At 44.5% G+C, this 17,007-nt stretch carries 13 protein-coding genes; 1 reads left to right on the forward strand and 12 read right to left on the reverse strand.

Features of this window, described 5'->3' with window-relative positions; all coding sequences use genetic code 11:
- Nucleotides 1-48 precede the first annotated feature (48 nt).
- The 9 genes from V6252_RS06430 to V6252_RS06470 all read right to left on the reverse strand — a co-directional run bounded on the left by V6252_RS06430 (nt 49) and on the right by V6252_RS06470 (nt 10,769).
- Entirely contained in the window at nt 49-858 is an 810-nt protein-coding gene (locus tag V6252_RS06430; RefSeq protein WP_341609792.1) for an enoyl-CoA hydratase/isomerase family protein, read from the reverse strand.
- Nucleotides 859-1,023: 165 nt separating this feature from the next.
- Entirely contained in the window at nt 1,024-2,634 is a 1,611-nt protein-coding gene (locus V6252_RS06435) for a carboxyl transferase domain-containing protein (protein WP_341609793.1), read from the reverse strand.
- A gap of 239 nt (nt 2,635-2,873) precedes the next feature.
- On the reverse strand, nt 2,874-4,649 hold the full coding sequence (locus V6252_RS06440; RefSeq protein WP_341609794.1) for an AMP-binding protein: 1,776 nt from the start codon (nt 4,647-4,649) through the stop codon (nt 2,874-2,876).
- 371 nt (nt 4,650-5,020) lie between these two features.
- The gene (locus V6252_RS06445; RefSeq protein ID WP_341609795.1) at nt 5,021-6,271 is read right to left on the reverse strand and encodes an FAD-dependent oxidoreductase; all 1,251 of its coding nucleotides are present in this window, start codon (nt 6,269-6,271) and stop codon (nt 5,021-5,023) included.
- Between the two features lie 99 nt (nt 6,272-6,370).
- Nucleotides 6,371-6,979, reverse strand: a complete 609-nt coding sequence (locus tag V6252_RS06450; RefSeq protein ID WP_341609796.1) for a DJ-1/PfpI family protein — start codon at nt 6,977-6,979, stop codon at nt 6,371-6,373.
- 403 nt (nt 6,980-7,382) lie between these two features.
- Nucleotides 7,383-8,114 carry an amino acid ABC transporter ATP-binding protein gene (locus V6252_RS06455; protein WP_057762314.1) on the reverse strand — a complete coding sequence of 244 codons (732 nt, stop codon included), beginning with the start codon at nt 8,112-8,114 and terminating at the stop codon, nt 7,383-7,385.
- 171 nt (nt 8,115-8,285) lie between these two features.
- Complete coding sequence (locus tag V6252_RS06460) at nt 8,286-8,954, reverse strand: ABC transporter permease subunit (RefSeq protein ID WP_296209595.1); 669 nt, start codon at nt 8,952-8,954, stop codon at nt 8,286-8,288.
- On the reverse strand, nt 8,951-9,697 hold the full coding sequence (locus V6252_RS06465) for an amino acid ABC transporter permease (protein ID WP_057758328.1): 747 nt from the start codon (nt 9,695-9,697) through the stop codon (nt 8,951-8,953). Before V6252_RS06465 ends, V6252_RS06460 begins: the two co-directional genes overlap by 4 nt.
- 97 nt (nt 9,698-9,794) lie before the next feature.
- Nucleotides 9,795-10,769 (reverse strand): glutamate/aspartate ABC transporter substrate-binding protein, encoded by a 975-nt coding sequence (locus V6252_RS06470; protein ID WP_180958124.1) that lies wholly within the window; start codon nt 10,767-10,769, stop codon nt 9,795-9,797.
- A gap of 376 nt (nt 10,770-11,145) precedes the next feature.
- Between V6252_RS06470 and V6252_RS06475 the strand changes: the two genes are divergently transcribed.
- Complete coding sequence (locus V6252_RS06475) at nt 11,146-12,126, forward strand: Hsp33 family molecular chaperone HslO (protein ID WP_341609797.1); 981 nt, start codon at nt 11,146-11,148, stop codon at nt 12,124-12,126.
- Nucleotides 12,127-12,244: 118 nt separating this feature from the next.
- Here the strand turns inward: V6252_RS06475 and V6252_RS06480 are convergent, their stop codons facing one another.
- From V6252_RS06480 to V6252_RS06490, 3 genes are all read right to left on the reverse strand, one after another.
- On the reverse strand, nt 12,245-12,907 hold the full coding sequence (locus V6252_RS06480) for a hypothetical protein (RefSeq protein ID WP_341609798.1): 663 nt from the start codon (nt 12,905-12,907) through the stop codon (nt 12,245-12,247).
- 48 nt (nt 12,908-12,955) lie between these two features.
- Nucleotides 12,956-14,449, reverse strand: coding sequence for an alpha/beta fold hydrolase (locus V6252_RS06485; protein ID WP_341609799.1), 1,494 nt, complete (start codon nt 14,447-14,449; stop codon nt 12,956-12,958).
- 236 nt (nt 14,450-14,685) lie between these two features.
- Nucleotides 14,686-16,902, reverse strand: coding sequence for a PhoX family phosphatase (locus V6252_RS06490; protein ID WP_341609800.1), 2,217 nt, complete (start codon nt 16,900-16,902; stop codon nt 14,686-14,688).
- Nucleotides 16,903-17,007 lie beyond the last annotated feature (105 nt).

Consider the following 17,007-nt stretch of genomic DNA (forward strand, 5'->3'; position numbering starts at 1 on the left):
TGACGTCTTGTCTATTTACCCATTTGCCTATCATTGTTCTGCTACTAGTTAGTCTACTGTCAGCCAATCAGGTTTACGCTTTTGCAAAAACGCTTGTACACCCTCGCGACCTTGCTTTGATGAGCGGATATCAGCGATACCTTTGACCGTGTCAGCAATCAGCTCATCTGTAATAGGTGCACCAGCGACATCGTGTAATAGCTGCTTGCAGGTTTTGACTGCGTCAGGGCTGTTTTTGACGACCTTGTTACAGAACGCAGCCACTTCATCGGCCAGCCCTTCTTCGCTAACACGCTCATGTATAAAGCCAAGCTGACGCGCCTTTTTGGCATCAAATACTTCAGCACTTAAGAAATAACGCTGCGATGCTCTAGCACCTAGCGCTCGGATAACATAAGGACTGATAGTGGCAGGCGCCAAACCTAAACGCACTTCACTGAGGCAGAAATTAGCAATTTTGACCGCAATGGCTACGTCACAAGCAGCGACCAGACCCATGCCACCTGCGTACACATCGCCTTGAATAGCCGCAACTGTCGGCTTAGGACATTCATAAATAGTCTTAAGCATTTGCGCCAATTTATCAGCATCCGCTAGATTCTCTTCATAGCTATAATCTGCCATGGCACGCATCCAATTGAGGTCAGCACCTGCACAAAACGCTTTGCCAGCAGCGGCTAGCACAATGACACGTACCTCATCATCAGCACCAAGCGTACTGAATGCATCGGTTAGCTCAGCAATCATTTCATCGTTAAAGGCATTACGTATCTCAGGGCGGTTTAATGTCACTGTCGCCACGTGCTGCTCAACGTTAACCAATAGGCTTTTATAATTTTTATCACTGTCTTTTTGCATAACTTTCTCTATATTTTTTATATAAATATTTAAACAAACTCTTGGTCAATCCATAATAATATTAATACAAGGAAACCAAGTGCAAAGACTAAGCGTAGATGTACAAATCGTACTTCAAATGAGGTTAACGCAGTAGTCGCTTATTATGAGAACACCTTAGAATGCTTACATTCTAAAGACACCAAACTTTGTCTCTTCAATCGGCGCGTTATACGCAGCGCTTAATCCTAATGCTAATACATTACGCGTATCAGCAGGGTCAATTACGCCGTCATCCCACATACGTGCGGTAGCATAATACGGATGACCTTGCTCTTCATACATCTCGCGAATCGGCGCTTTAAATGCGGCTTCGTCTTCATCACTCCACGCTTCACCCTTACGATCGAAATTATCACGTTTGACCGTTGCCAGTACTGACGCTGCCTGCTCACCGCCCATGACAGAAATACGGGCATTTGGCCACATCCATAAGAAACGCGGGCTGTAAGCGCGACCACACATACCGTAGTTACCAGCGCCAAACGAACCACCGACGATGACCGTGAATTTTGGCACTTTTGCATTGGCCACTGCCATTACCATCTTGGCGCCATGACGAGCGATCCCTTCGTTTTCGTATTTGCGACCCACCATAAAGCCAGTAATGTTCTGGAGAAATACTAATGGGATTTTGCGCTTACAGCACAGCTCAATGAAGTGCGTACCTTTTTGTGCTGATTCACTGAACAAGATACCGTTATTTGCAATAATACCAACAGGCATCCCTTCGATATGAGCAAATCCACAAACCAATGTCGTACCAAAGCGTGATTTGAACTCATCAAAGGCACTATCATCAACGACACGCGCGATGATTTCTCTGATATCAAATGGCTTGCGCTTGTCTGTTGGAATCACACCATATAGTTCTTTTGCATCATAACGCGGCGGACGCGGTGTGATTTGATTGGGGATATTTTTCGCAGGGCGATTTAGATGACTGACGATATTACGCGCAATCGATAACGCGTGAGTATCATTCTGCGCTAGATGATCAACCACGCCCGAAAGTCGGGTATGTACATCGCCACCGCCCAAGTCTTCTGCGGTGACCTCTTCGCCCGTCGCTGCTTTAACCAGTGGCGGACCACCCAGAAAGATCGTACCTTGCTCTTTGACGATAATAGATTCATCGCTCATGGCAGGCACATAAGCACCCCCAGCCGTACAGCTGCCCATAACCACAGCAATCTGTGGAATGCCTGCCGCACTGAGGTTAGCTTGATTAAAAAATATACGGCCGAAATGTTCTTTATCAGGGAACACATCATCTTGGTTGGGTAAGTTGGCACCACCGGAATCGACTAGATAGACGCATGGCAAATGGTTTTCTTGCGCAATCTCTTGAGCTCGTAGGTGTTTTTTGACCGTCATTGGGTAGTACGTGCCGCCTTTTACCGTGGCATCATTACAGACAATCATACACTCAATGCCATTGATACGGCCGATACCCGCAATTACGCCAGCCGCTGGAATCTCTTCGCCATACATATCATGTGCGGCCATCGGCGCCACTTCTAGGAACGGCGTACCTACATCCAATAAACGCTCGACGCGCTCACGTGGTAACAACTTGCCACGCGCTAGATGCTTGGCTCGTGCGCACTCTGAGCCACCTTGGGCAACTTTACGCAAGTGTACATACAGGTCATCGACTATCTCTTGCATCGCGGCACTGTTTTGCTGAAAATCGCTTGAGTTTGGACTCAGTTTACTGGTTATGATAGCGCTCATGATATCCCTTTTTTCTTATACATAGATAGATACGTAGATGTGAGTAGCTTGTTATATAAATGATACTAACTACTATTTTTAAGCGTTGCTCACATATAGTCGATTCAATTTAAAAGTAGTACAAGGCAACCGAGTGCAGATGTATGTGTGATACTTCAAGCGAGGTTAACGCTGTAATACTTTCATAGTGAAATGAATATGGTTAGTCTTTTGTTTTTTAGAGCAGATAAGTAAGCTTACTACAAACCCAACTCTTCTTTCATTTGCTCAATGATTTTATATTTTTGAATTTTCCCAGTGATGGTCATTGGGTATTCAGTCACAAATCGATAGTAAGTTGGCACTTTATAATGAGCGATATGCTCGCTACAGAACTCGCGTACTTCCTGTTCAGTTAAGCAGCCAGGTTCTTTCGGAATAATCCACGCCGCGAGTACTTCACCATAACGCTCATCTGGTATACCCACGATTTGTACATCACGAATCTTCGGATGACGATAGAGATAATTTTCAATTTCTACTGGATAGATATTTTCGCCGCCGCGAATCACCATATCTTTACTACGACCGACGATTTTGACGTAGCCGTCTTCATCCATTGTGGCCAAGTCACCCGTATGCATCCAACCATCTTGGATAGCCTCACGCGTTTTAAAGCGGCTGCCCCAATAGCCTTTCATCACTGAATAGCCTCGTGTAAGCAACTCACCCGTCTCGCCTAGCGGTACAATTTCACCTGTTTCTGTATCGACGACTTTCACCTCAAGCGCAGGCTGTACCAGTCCTACCGTCGAGACCTGTTTATCAAGTGGCGTGTGCTCATTGGTCTGACAAGATACAGGACTGGTCTCTGTCATACCATAGGCAATAGTGACTTCGCTCATATGCATCTTATCGATGACACGGCGCATAACCTCAATCGGACAGCTAGATCCAGCCATGATGCCAGTACGCAGGGTAGACAAATCAAAGTTTTCAAACTTAGGATGGTCAAGCTCTGCGATAAACATCGTTGGCACGCCGTGCAGACCTGTACACTTTTCTTCTTCGACTGCTTGTAATACGGTCAATGGCTCAAAGCCATCGTTTGGATATACGATACAGCCGCCATGCGTGAGAATCGCTAGATTACCAAGCACCATACCAAAGCAATGATACAAGGGTACTGGAATACACAGCCTATCCTCTTCAGTAAGGTTCATGGCCTCACCGATGAAGTAGCCATTATTTAAGATATTGCGATGGCTTAAGGTTGCACCTTTTGGTGTACCTGTCGTACCACTGGTGAACTGTACATTGATGGCATCGGTGTTTTTAAGCTGGGCTTGGCGCTCGGCAACACGCGGATCGTTGGCATCGCCCTCGCTCATCCACGCAGAGAATTTTTGCATAAAACCAAAGGTCTCGTCCGACTCTGGCTCATCAATCCAGATGATACGTTCAATCGTCGGAATCTCAACCAAATCAAGCTGAGTGTAATCTTTGTGGTAAATCTCAGGACATAGCTCACGGATTAAACTGGCATAGTCACTGGTTTTGAAATGACGCATTAGTACCAGCGCTGAGCAGCCCAGTTTATTTAAGGCATATTGCAACTCAAAAGTACGGTAGGCAGGATTGATATTAACGAGGATAACGCCGACTTTTGCCGTGGCCAATTGCATGAGCAACCATTCAGCATTGTTGTGTGACCAGATACCGATACGATCGCCAATCTCTAGTCCCATCTCAATCATACTACTGGCTAGCTGATTCACTTGCTGCTGTAGCTCACGATATGTCCAGCGGATATTTTGATGGCGGACGACCAGTGCTTCGCGCTCAGGATATTTGGAAACAATAGCATCAAAAAAGTCACCGATTGTCGCTTCAATCAGCGGTACATCAGGACCTTTGTCATAGCTTTGAGTAAGTGGTGCATTGGCTGAGCGTGCGCCCATATTGATACTAGGAATGTTGTTTAAAATAGTGTCGAAGTCAACGCGAGTCGAATCGAAATCAGGAGTTTGAGTCATAACGAGTCCTTTCGTTTTACTTTTTATATTATTTATAAATAGCACTTATTGATAGCCTGCGTGTAAACCTTCTTCCTTGGGCAGGTCTTACATAGCATTCAGCTACTATAACGCCATCAATGAAAGCCTGTCAACAATATCAATACAGTATGTATCATTTAATTAGATAGTCTGCCTTTCTACTTAGTAAAAGGTAGCATAGAATCATGGCAAATATTTGACACAAAAAAGCCAGCCACATCATAAATAATGGGCTGGCTCAATCATCGATACTGTCTTTTCACAGAATTGTCTGGAAAGGAATCTAATAAAGGATATTACTTATAAATACTGTGCTTTTATTAGTTTTTCAAAAGACGGCATTGTAATTTTTATGCTTTAGGAACTGCAGGCGCTTTAATCGTTATTGTTGCGCTAACGGCTTCATTATCATCGATCAAATCCATGATTAGCTCATCATCACTTTCAGACTTTACTTGCCAATTGCCCGCTGCTTGCGGTACGCCTGTCACCATCACAGAGATAGCTTTGTTCTTAAGGCGAATCATTGGCGGCTTATGATCATAGCCACTATGCTCGTGACCTAAGATATCGTCAGCGATAGTCGCAGCCTGCGCGCGTAATGGCGCAACATAACGACATGCAACCCCGTTGATAGACATACAGTCGCCGATGGCATAGATATTCGCTGCATTGGTGCGCAACGTCGCTGCATCCACCACGATACCCGTACGGCGATCGAATTCCACACCAGCCGCAGCAGGTAATTGCTCATCGACTGTCAGACCTGTACTGGCAATCACATGATCTACAATCAGTGGTTCGAGCGGCTGAGTATCAGTATTATCTGCATCCGATGATAACGGTGCATAGTCCACTTGTAGCTTCTCAGCATCGTCGCTGTCGTCGTCGTTACTGCCAACACGAGTGACAGCTGATACTTGATAACCACCTAAGAATTGAATACCCTGCGACTCAATCGCTTTGGCGATACGTGCAGTCGCTTTTGCTGGTAGCATCTGTGAAAGCGGTGCATCGTTTAAGTCAATGAGCGTTACTTTATGACCAGCTTTAAGTAGGTCTTCTGCGATTTCTGTACCCACCATACCAGCACCAACGATCGCAACATGCTGGCTACCGGTTGTTAGCTTTTCTTGTAGCTGACTAAAGCGCTCGATATGATTGACATGCCAGACCAAATCTTGTGGCAGACTTTTAGGAAAGATAGGATGCGCGCCCATCGCTAGTACCATTTTCTCATAGCCGATAGTCGTCAGTGCGTCATCTGACTGTGCAGTAGATCGTACCTGTACAGTTTGGCTCACTGGATCAATATCTGTCACTTGCGTATTGGCTAACAAAGTCACTTCTGCTGTGTTCGCCGCCTCGCTACCAGATGCCCGTACCAAATCTGATGCTCGTTTGTTTTGGCTGATTGCCATTGTCAACATCGGCTTGTGATAACGGTCGCCACTATCAGCCGTGATTAGGGTAATTGGAATCTCTGTATCTTTGGCACGAATGGCATCAATGACATGCCAGCCTGCCAGTCCTGCACCAATAATAACCACACCTTTTTTTGCTGCTGTGCTCGATGCTACAGATGGATTTTCTACGCTCATACAAACTCCAATATGGTTTATGAATTATTTTAATTATCAAAAATATTGACCGCTATTGTATCAGTAAACAGCCATTCACTCACCTATCTAGCAATTCACTTAGTCAATATCGAACTCCATGCGATGCGCTGTTGCACGCATGGTTTCACTATCTATTAATTTTTCTATACAGTATAGACTTGCATGGATGCCTGCACTTATCCCCGCTGATGTGATGATATTACCAGTATCATCACTAGCATCTACAAAACGAGTATGCGAGATTACATCGATATCAGGATAGGATGCTAAATTATCCAAATCCATCCAGTGCGTGGTTGCTGGCTTACCAGTTAGCAAACCTGCCTTAGCCAACAGCAACGCTCCTGTACACACTGAAAGCGTCAGCTCTGCCAAACTTGCTTGAGTGATAATCCAATCAATTACCACCTTATTATATATTTCTGTTTTTTCGGCACCGTATCCACCGGGGACGATTAAGACATCAATATCTGGATGATTGGCAAAACTATAGTCAGGAATGACTTGTAGACCGTTTCTAGCGGATATTGGAGCTTGGTTCTCAGCTATAGTAATAACATCAAAGTACTTATCATCACTAGCACTGGCAGCATTTTCAGCCAACGAAAACACCTCAAAAGGTCCTGCAAAATCCAATACTTCTACTTCATTGAACAGTAGTATGCCGACGGTTCGTTTTAGCGTCATATTCAATCCTAATTCAGTTGATAGCGTTAAATTAAATTAAGTTTATCTATATTACGATTATTACCTTTTTAAATTTATTTGATTAATCAGATGTGCCATTTCATCTGCCTTTACCGTTTGCGATTTCTCTAACCCTGTGACTATTCCCGCTCTATTTTCAGCGGCTTTATAGTCTCACAGCTATCTTATTTAAATTCCTTATGTGTAAACATCATAGGCTCTAAATCGTTTTTCAAATAGCTATACAAAAAAGGCTAAATACAAAGCGCCCTATTAAAGATAGCGTTTAACTGTCTTTAATAGGGCGCTTTGTATAATTATTAGCAGTGGAAAGAAAAGTAAGCTTTAAAACACGTCTTCATATTCTAAAAACTGCTATAAACAATCGTAAATCAAAGTGTTTTTAATGATTCAAAATCTTCGATAAGAACATCTGCGCACGGTCACTTTTTGCCCCTTCAAAAAACTCATCCTTACTACAGTTTTCTACGATATGTCCTTCATCCATAAAGATAATACGATTGGCCACCTGACTGGCAAAGCCCATTTCATGCGTCACGCACATCATAGTCATACCATCGCGAGTCAGCTCGACCATCACATCTAGCACTTCTTGAATCATCTCAGGATCAAGCGCGGAGGTTGGCTCATCAAATAGCATTGCGACTGGATCCATGGCTAACGCTCGTGCAATCGCAACACGCTGCTGCTGACCACCAGAGAGTTCTGCTGGATATTTCGCCGCTTGTACTGTCAGACCAACACGGTCGAGATAGGCCATCGCTTTTTGTTTGGCCTCAGACTCTTTACGGCCCAACACTTTGATTTGTGCCACGGTCAAATTATCAATAATAGTCAAATGTGGAAACAACTCAAAATGCTGAAACACCATGCCGACACGGCTGCGTAACTTGGGCAAGTTGGTCTTTGGATCACCGACAGAGATACCATTGACCATGATGTCACCTTTCTGAAAAGGCTCAAGTCCGTTAACTGTCTTAATCAAAGTTGATTTACCACTACCTGATGGACCACAAACAACAACGACATCACCTTTATGTACATGCGCCGTACAGTCAGTCAGTACTTGAAAATCTCCATACCATTTACTGACATTAGATATCTCAATGACCATCTCATCACTAGCATGACCACTATTGGTAACCAGCCCGCCAAAGGCATTTAAGTACGTATCAGCATTGCTCATCACTGGCTCCTAACCACATTGTTTTCGATAATCATTATTTAAAAAAGGTAAATCAAATACTCAAGATCTCAACACTCAAAAGAGCAAGCGATAGATGTACTAAAATCGCAAACGCTTTTGTAATTGTTGCACACCAATAGAAGCACTTAAGCTAATCACAAAATAGACAGCACCAGCACCTAAGATATACGGCGTGAGTAATCCCATTAGCTCACCGCGAACGTAGGCTGCGCGGAAAAAGTCGGTCAAACCAATGGCAAATACCAGTGTCGTATCTTGGAATAAAATAATACATTGCTGCAAAATCAGTGGCAGCATCTTACGAAAGGCTTGTGGCAAGATGACCAGACGCATGGTCTGCCCATAAGTCATGCCGAGCGCTTTTGCCGCATTGACCTGCCCGCTACCAATCGATTGAATACCAGCACGCACTACTTCTGAGAAATAAGCCGCCTCAAACATCATAAATGCGACCACACAAGAGGCAAACGCAGCATCGAGTTGCAGGTACTTACCCGCTACCCAAAGATAAATCATCGGTACGGCAAAATAAAACCATAGCAGTACCAATAGCAGCGGCACGGAGCGAAAGTAATTGACGTATAGTTTAGCTGGAATCTCAAGTGCTTTAATACCTGACAAGCGCATCAATGCCAGTACAGTTCCTAAACTGATACCGCCCAAAATAGCCAAGAACAATACTTTTAAAGTGGTAAGCATGCCACCCATCAAACCAGGATAGGCTGTTGCCAATTCGGCCATATTCATTTCTGACCTCCCGCAATAAGCCCAGGCACACGCAATTTACGTTCAATCAACCCCATAATAGCGATCAAGGATAAATTGAAAACCAAATAAATAATCGTCGCGTAAGTATATATCTCGATACTATTTTGAGTATATTCGCTGATGGTTTTGGTTTGGCTAATCAGCTCCATTACCCCCACTAGCGAGGCCACAGAGGCGTTTTTGAAACAGTTGGTTAGCTCAGAGCTGAGCGGTGGTAAGATAATACGAAATGCCTGCGGTAGCAGTACTTCTTTATAGACTTGTGGAATGCTAAACCCTAACGCATAGGCCGCGTTAATCTGTCCATCTGGTAATGATTCAATACCTGTCCGTACCTGTTCAACAATACGAGCAGCAGTAAATAAGCCCAAACCGATACTGGCTGATAGCATGGCTGAAGTATTCGGAGACAAGTCCTTATACCACCATTCTTGTATCGTCGGCGTGAGCCAACCAGGGGCGATATAAAACCAAAAGAACAGTTGAACAAGCAGTGGAATATTACGAAAAAATGTCACATAAGCCGTACCGATTGCACGAGCGGTCTTGTTTGGCAAGGTACGCATGATACCGAAGATAGTACCGACGACCATCGCAATGGCCCATGCGATACTGCCAATCAATAGCAGCCAGCCAAGACCAGTGATCATCCAATGGATATAGAGCTCGTTGCCAATACCAGTCTGCTCAAAGAGCACACCCCAGTTCCAGCTATAATTCATGGTTGTCTCTCCGAGCAACGATTGATAAGCCTATACGTCAAATAAAATTACTGGCTATCTGAACGTATAGGCAAGCTATGTTGAGGGACAATGAGCGTTACTGCGCTGCTGCTTCTTTAGGCTGAGCGCTGTCATGCGGATTGGCAATCAAGGCCTTTAAGTTGTCTGACATCTCAAAGTTTAGATTGACGTTCTTTGGTGGGATTGGGTTCAAGAACCACTTGTCATAAATGCTATTGATTTCGCCTGAGCTAAAGACATTAGCAAGTGCTTCATCGACCACAGCTTTGAATTCAGGATCATCTTTACGCATCATACAACCATAGATTTCAAACGATTGCGGCGTACCGACGATGACCCACTCATCAGGATTTTTTGCTTTGGCTTTTTCGCCCGCGAGCAGTACATCATCCATCATAAAGGCATCAGCGCGACCATTTTCTAGCATTAGGAAGCCTTCGCCATGATCTTTTGCTGAGATGATATTGGTATCCATTTTATTATCATCGTTGTACTGACGGATATAACGCTCTGAAGTCGTGCCTGCTGTCGTTACCAGAGTTTTGCCTTTTAGGTCTTCAAAATCTTGAATACCAGAGTCTTTTTTGGTCAACAGACGCGTACCAATTTCAAAGAAACCGTTTGAGAAAGCAACTTGCTTTTGTCGTTCTTCGTTATTAGTAGTTGAGCCACACTCAAAATCTACCGTGCCGTTTTGTACCAATGGGATACGAGTTTGCGAAGTGATCAGGTTATAGCGAACGTTAAGGTCTGGCATGTTTAGCTTTTGCTTAACGGCTTCAACCACTTTCATTTCCAAATCGTGTGCATAGCCAATCGGCTGATTAGGATCATCAGCGATATAAGAAAAAGGAATAGAGGAATCACGGTGACCGACGACGATGGTGCCAGAATCTTTGATTTTCTGTAGCGTGCCGTTGGTGGTGGTTTCGGTCGTCGCTGCATCATCTGCTGGCGCATCAGTGCTGGTCTGGCTGCTGTTATTACATCCCGCTAAGCCTAATGCCATAACAGCAGCTAAAGTCAACGGTTTGGAAAATGAGTATGTCATGAAATACATCCTTTTATCGCAAGATTGAGTGAGTGCTTGGACGACATAGGTCTGATTGACCCGACTGCCCCGCATCCGTACGGTTGTTGCTGTTGTTTATCACAATGCAACTTAATGTTACTGTACAACAAATTTGCAGTAGAGGGTGAATTTTTTTTGAGAGAGTACATATTTATGAATATATTTATATTCTAACTATAAGATGATGGCTTATAGCGGCTATCTACTCAGAGTTTTGTACAGACAGCTGCTTGGTTTTTTAAGCCTATTATTAACTTTTGCTGCTTATAATCATCAAAACAGTCTACTAAGTGAGATTGATAAATCAGCAGTAATCCCCATAAAGCAAACAACTTCTCTATACTACAAATGACTTATGACTCAAGATATCCAAGTCCCAAATACGGACAGCCAAACTACTGGCAATCATGGCAGCAACGACATTCGCCAACGTTTCTTCGTTGAAGACTCGCCTGTGCGCGGTGATGTGGTACGCCTATCACGCAGCTACGCAAGCACGATTGCACAAAAGCCCTACCCTGAAGCCATCAAACGCTTATTGGGTGAAATGCTAACCGCAGCAAGTTTGCTAATCAGTACGGTCAAAATCAATGGTCGCCTGTCTATTCAGTTGCAGTCATCAGACAGTGACAGCTTACTAAACTGGGCGATGGCAGAATGCGATCAAGACGGTATCATTCGTGCACTTGCTAGTTGGAAAGGCGAAACGGATGAGCAAGTACAAGCGTGGGACAATATGATCCATGCCAAAGAAGCGTTTGCTGAGCTTGGTGCGATGGGACAAGGCGTATTGTTTATCAATATTCAGCCTGATGGCGGTGAGCCATACCAAGGTATCGTTGAGCGTAGCCATGACAATCTAGCGGACTGCTTAGCGCATTATCAAAAGCAATCAGCCCAGATTCCAACGTTGATTAACTTGGCATCTGACGGCTTGCAAGCCGGAGGTATCTTGGTACAAATGCTACCGCGTACTGCTGAAGAAACGTCTGAAGTTGAGCAAAACCAAGATGCGGGTATCGACGATGATTTATGGACACGCTTGTCTGTATTGACGCGCACGGTAAAAGCAGAAGAGCTAACAACACTGGATGCCAACGAAATACTCTATCGCTTGTATCACGAAGAAAACATCGTTGCCCCTGAGCCTGCGCCTCTATCATTTGGCTGTACTTGCTCACGCGAGAAGTGTGAAATAGCAATCGAGCAAATCGGCGAAGTAGAAGCGTTAGATATTGTCGAAGAGCAAGGCGGTACATTTGAGATGGATTGCGGATTCTGCGGTGAAGTCTATAAGTTCAATAAAGATGATGTAGCAGCGATATTTGCTGAGTAATTTTTTTTCTTACCTACTATAAGTCAGCCTTTATAAAAAAACCCTCAAACGTCATGCTTGAGGGTTTTTTATTTTTGGAATTTTAAAAATATATGACTGCTTTTACGTTGAATTGCCTTTAGTCTTGATGCCATTTTTTCATATAATCAATCGCCATAGTGTTGATTGCCTGCCAGTCAGCTAAATGATTTTTTGAAAACTGAACTCTTACATAATTATTGTATTCAGTATACATATACTCCATTTGGCACATTCTATCTTGGTCTTCATTAATTGTAGGCATACAGCGAATCGTAATCGGCGCGTCTGTATAAGTACTTCCTATATAGTATATGGCATAAAGATCACCTGACCCAACGTATGCCTCTAATTCATAGTCATCTCTATCAAAATCTCTATTCTCTTCCTGCTTGATACTATCTATTCTAGTCGGTATATCAGCACCTTCAATTTTCGAGTTTTTAGCTGCCCAGTAAAACTCTATAATATTATTGTCATAATCAAAGACATTTGGATTTTTATCACTATTATTAAGGCCACGACCGCTAGGCCAAAAGAAATAACCATGACCCATATCCGTCTCAAAACTGGCATAACTACCAGTATCTGGTCTGACAATATGGTTTAAGGGAATGAGATAATTGTCACCATCTACATTTACTTCAATTTGAGCGTTAGGGTCGTATATATTTGGCTTTGCACAACTAATGACTATGAGTGCGCCGCCTAATAGCAAAGACAAATTTCTCAGTAGCCCTTTCTTAAATGATAAGAACGTCATTGCGCAGTACACATAGCGTAGGTAACTCGAAATGATACCCACTGTTCTCTACACCGCCACATCTAAACTTCTAGGATAAGAATGTATGCGCGGACGTCCAGCATAGTCACTTCGACCATTATCAAGTAGCCATTCAACCACTTGTTCGCGTACTCGTCTACTATGAATCAAGTTCATATGATTGACGCCGTAGAATACCGCTTTATGACCATCTGGCACAAACAAAGCATGCTCAGCGTCATCTTCACCTAAGGCTGAAGCCACCGATACCAAACTGTCTCCTAGAAGATCCGTCACCTTAGAATCATAATGCGTCTCAAGCAACGCACTGGCGACAAAGTAAGTTTTAATACCACTTGGTAGCCGCGCAGGATGACGAAAATCTTGTGGTAGTACGCTACGCCCTTCTAATGCTTTCCAATCTGCATCCCGAATACTGCCATGACGTAGATCGATAATACCGGCACTGCGCATATCACCGAGCTTGGCCAGTGAGCCTGCAAACGGCAGCTTGGCAATGATGTCTTGCACATAATTACCGATACGCTCAAGCACTGCCCCATGATGCGGCGAACCTAGCGTGATGAGATTGCCCACGCGCTTGATCCAGTCTAGGCGGTCTTGCTCACCATAGAACAGTGCACTGCGAGAGACCAAGCCGCCCATACTATGTCCAACCAGATCTATCTGACTGATATTTGGGTTGTCATCGACTAGCGCTTGTAGCAATTGAGAGAACTTACGGCCGCTACGAGAGATACGGCGACCTGTGTTGTAATCCAAATACAGCACCGTGGTATCAGGCTGGCTGACATGAATGGCCTCGCCCAAATCATTATCCGCTTGGGCTTGCCAGCTCAAATGACTCATGCATAGACCATGGCACAAAATAGCGATGCGGCCTGATAGCACTTCATTCTGTGGCTTGCCGTCTTGAGTGTATAGCATCATCGGAATGGCAAGCGCATTTTGATTATTTACCAGATGATCACCCATGACACCATTGAGTACATTAACCAGTTTTTTTAGTGAATCTGGTAGTGGCTGCACTGACTTTTGGAGAATCAGGTTTTTGTATATGCGTAGTACAGACGCCAGATTATTACCGACCATTTGCATGACATGACGTATCGTGCCATAGATACGTCCAGTAAATCCGCGCGACCATTTATTTAAATGTTTGTCATTGAAGCGGCCTAGCGGACGCAAGATAACTTCACGGTGGATGGCTTCTACGATTTCTGTAACCTCAACCACACCCATGGTAGCAAGTTGCGCCAATCCTTCAAAAAAATCAGCCAAAGATACAGGTGTTTTGTTGATCTCATCGCTGTCATCCGAATCTGCCAGTAGCTTTACTAACTCATCCATATCGATGGCTTCGAGTTGATCGATTTGCTCATATAGATGACTATGTAGCGGTACACTAGCGTCTGGGACAAAATGCGCATCGAGCTCATGATGAGTACGAGTATAGCTGCTATCATTTTGAGCGTCGCTGTCACTAACACTGTCGTTATAAAACACCTTTGGACTGCTCATAATATTTGCACATTCAGCGAGAAAAGTAATGGTCTATATTATCCTGTAACTGCAGCAAAGAGAAGTGAATGGTTTGACTTTAGAGCGGGATGACGACTAGCAGAGCTAGATAGGTGATAGACGGTCTCTTTAACTATTAAATCAATATAATAATAAAAAATCCCAAGCCTTAACTTGGGATTCTTATGGTTATGAGTACTCTGGTTGTGTCTAATATACGCTTACAGCTTATCCATCTACGTCGTACTGTCAGCCGTATCAAATGATTCTGCCAGAATGACATCGCCATCCTCGCGAGTAATCATCACAGTCGCTGAGCGAGGAATACTACCGCCAGCGACAGCGCCCCATGTGTTGCCCGGATGCTGGATGTTGATAAACAGCGTTTTGAAATCTGGCGCCATGGTGATACCTGTTACTTCGCATCCTTCAGGACCGACAAAGAATCGTTTGATATTGTCATTGCTGGCAGATGTACCGACTCGGGTCGACTGCCCTGCCGATGTGGTCGTCATCGATCCATCACTGACCTTACCCGGTAGTGCCGCGAGCAACATACAGCTACTGGTATCAGTATAAGCGCCGTCATCTGTCTGAATCCATAAGACACCGCGCGGGTCAAAATATAGCCCATCAGGTGAAGAAAAGTCATTATTATCATTTAATTGAGAAAGGTTTTCTGCTGATAAGTCACTTGGCGCACCAAACAGATAAATATCCCATTCAAAGCTCGTTGCGGCATGGTCGCCGCCCGCTTCTGCCCAGCGAATGATATGGCCATTGTCATTACCAAGCGCTTTTCCGCTTGATTGATAGCTACGCGGATTGGAAGCTGAGACAGGCTGGTCGTCACGCACACCGCGATATTTGTTATTGGTCAATGTCACATAGACATCGCCCGTCATAGGACTGACCGATACCCATTCAGGTCGATCCATTTTGGTAGCACCAGCGGCATCGGCAGCTGCACGAGCAAAGACCAATACTTCATCTTGTCCATTGAATGGCAGTACACTATTAAAAGCATCCAGTCCGTTTTGACCATGGACGAGTGCCTTCCACTCACCGCTACCATCTTCGTTAAATACCGCCACGTATAGCGTACCGTCATTCAGATATTTGTCACCTGCTTTTAGTCCTCCACCGATGTCCAAGTTTGACCACATCGCTTTGGAGACAAACTTATAAATGTACTCACCTCGGGCGTCATCACCCATGTAGAACACCACTGGCTTACCTTGCTCAACCGGAGCATACGCGCAGTTTTCATGAGCGAATCGGCCCAGTGCGGTACGTTTCTGCGGTATAGAGTTTTGGTCAAATGGGTCAATTTCAGTAATATAACCAAAAGTGTTAAAGCCGTAGCGATAATCTTCAGCAGCACTGGCACCGACAGCTGTCATATCCCAACGTGAGAACTCGTCTGCTATCTTGGCATCCTTTGCCTCTGGGGTATGCCATAGATACTCCCAACCTGGGAAATTTTCGGTCGCACCGTAGCGCTCGCGTGCATAGTTATCACCAGCGCTCAATTGGCTGGCATCTTGTCCACGGGCAAACACACCTAAGAAGTTCTCTTCGGTCGTCAAATAAGTACCCCAAGGTGACAGACCTGCGCCGCAGTTGTTATTGATACCGCGAGTCTGATAGCCTGTCGGGTCAAACTTGGTCTTAACCAGAGCAGAGCCTGCCACAGGGCCAGCCAATTGTGCTGTTGTACTACTGGTGATACGGCGATTGTATTTAGAGTCAGGTACCATCTCATAACCCATACCATCTGCGCGGCGAGTTAACTCAACTACCGAGACGCCATGACAGTTGACTTCACGGCGGACGTCGCTCGCGAGACGACGGTTTTGAAAGATAGGCGCAGCATCGTTGTCTTGAGTAACGTAATAGCCAAATGGGCTAAGCTCACTGCTATTAACGTATTCATGGTTCATGACTAGCAAGCTATTTTCTGACGCTTTAGCATCGTAAGCGTTACCATTTTTGCCAAAGAACCACATCCCATCATGGTTGTCACCCATACGCCATTCAAATGACTCTGCTGATTGCTCACGATTGTCTTTCCAATCCTCGATACCAGAGTTCAGCGGTGTACCAAGTGGTAATATCATCTCTGCCTTGTAGCCTGCTGCTACGGTCATCGTATCAGCTGTTGAATGCGCGACTGCCTCAAACTTTAGGGTATCAGGACGCTTTAGATCACCTTGTGCAGGGATAGCGGCATTATCGTCATCACCAACAATACTGCTATCGTCGTCTTCACTACAACCGACCAAAGGTAATGCGCCAAAAAACGCAGCAGCCGTCAACCCTGTGCCACCTTTTAGGATACTACGGCGGTTCAATCGACGATTGATAATCGTCTGAAAGTCAGTATTGTTAGTAGGATTTGAGTCTTCAACCACTTCGTGGGCAAGCGTTCGCTCATTGTTCAATAATGTCATTATCAGTCACCTTGCTATTAGGCTAGATTGGCAGAGAGTTGATCGCGGCTTTATAATTACGACCACAAAAATACGAATTCCGCTTAAGTCTACTCAACCTTTATG

Origin of the sequence: Psychrobacter proteolyticus, assembly GCF_038155145.1 — a bacterium.
Lineage (GTDB): Bacteria > Pseudomonadota > Gammaproteobacteria > Pseudomonadales > Moraxellaceae > Psychrobacter > Psychrobacter proteolyticus_B.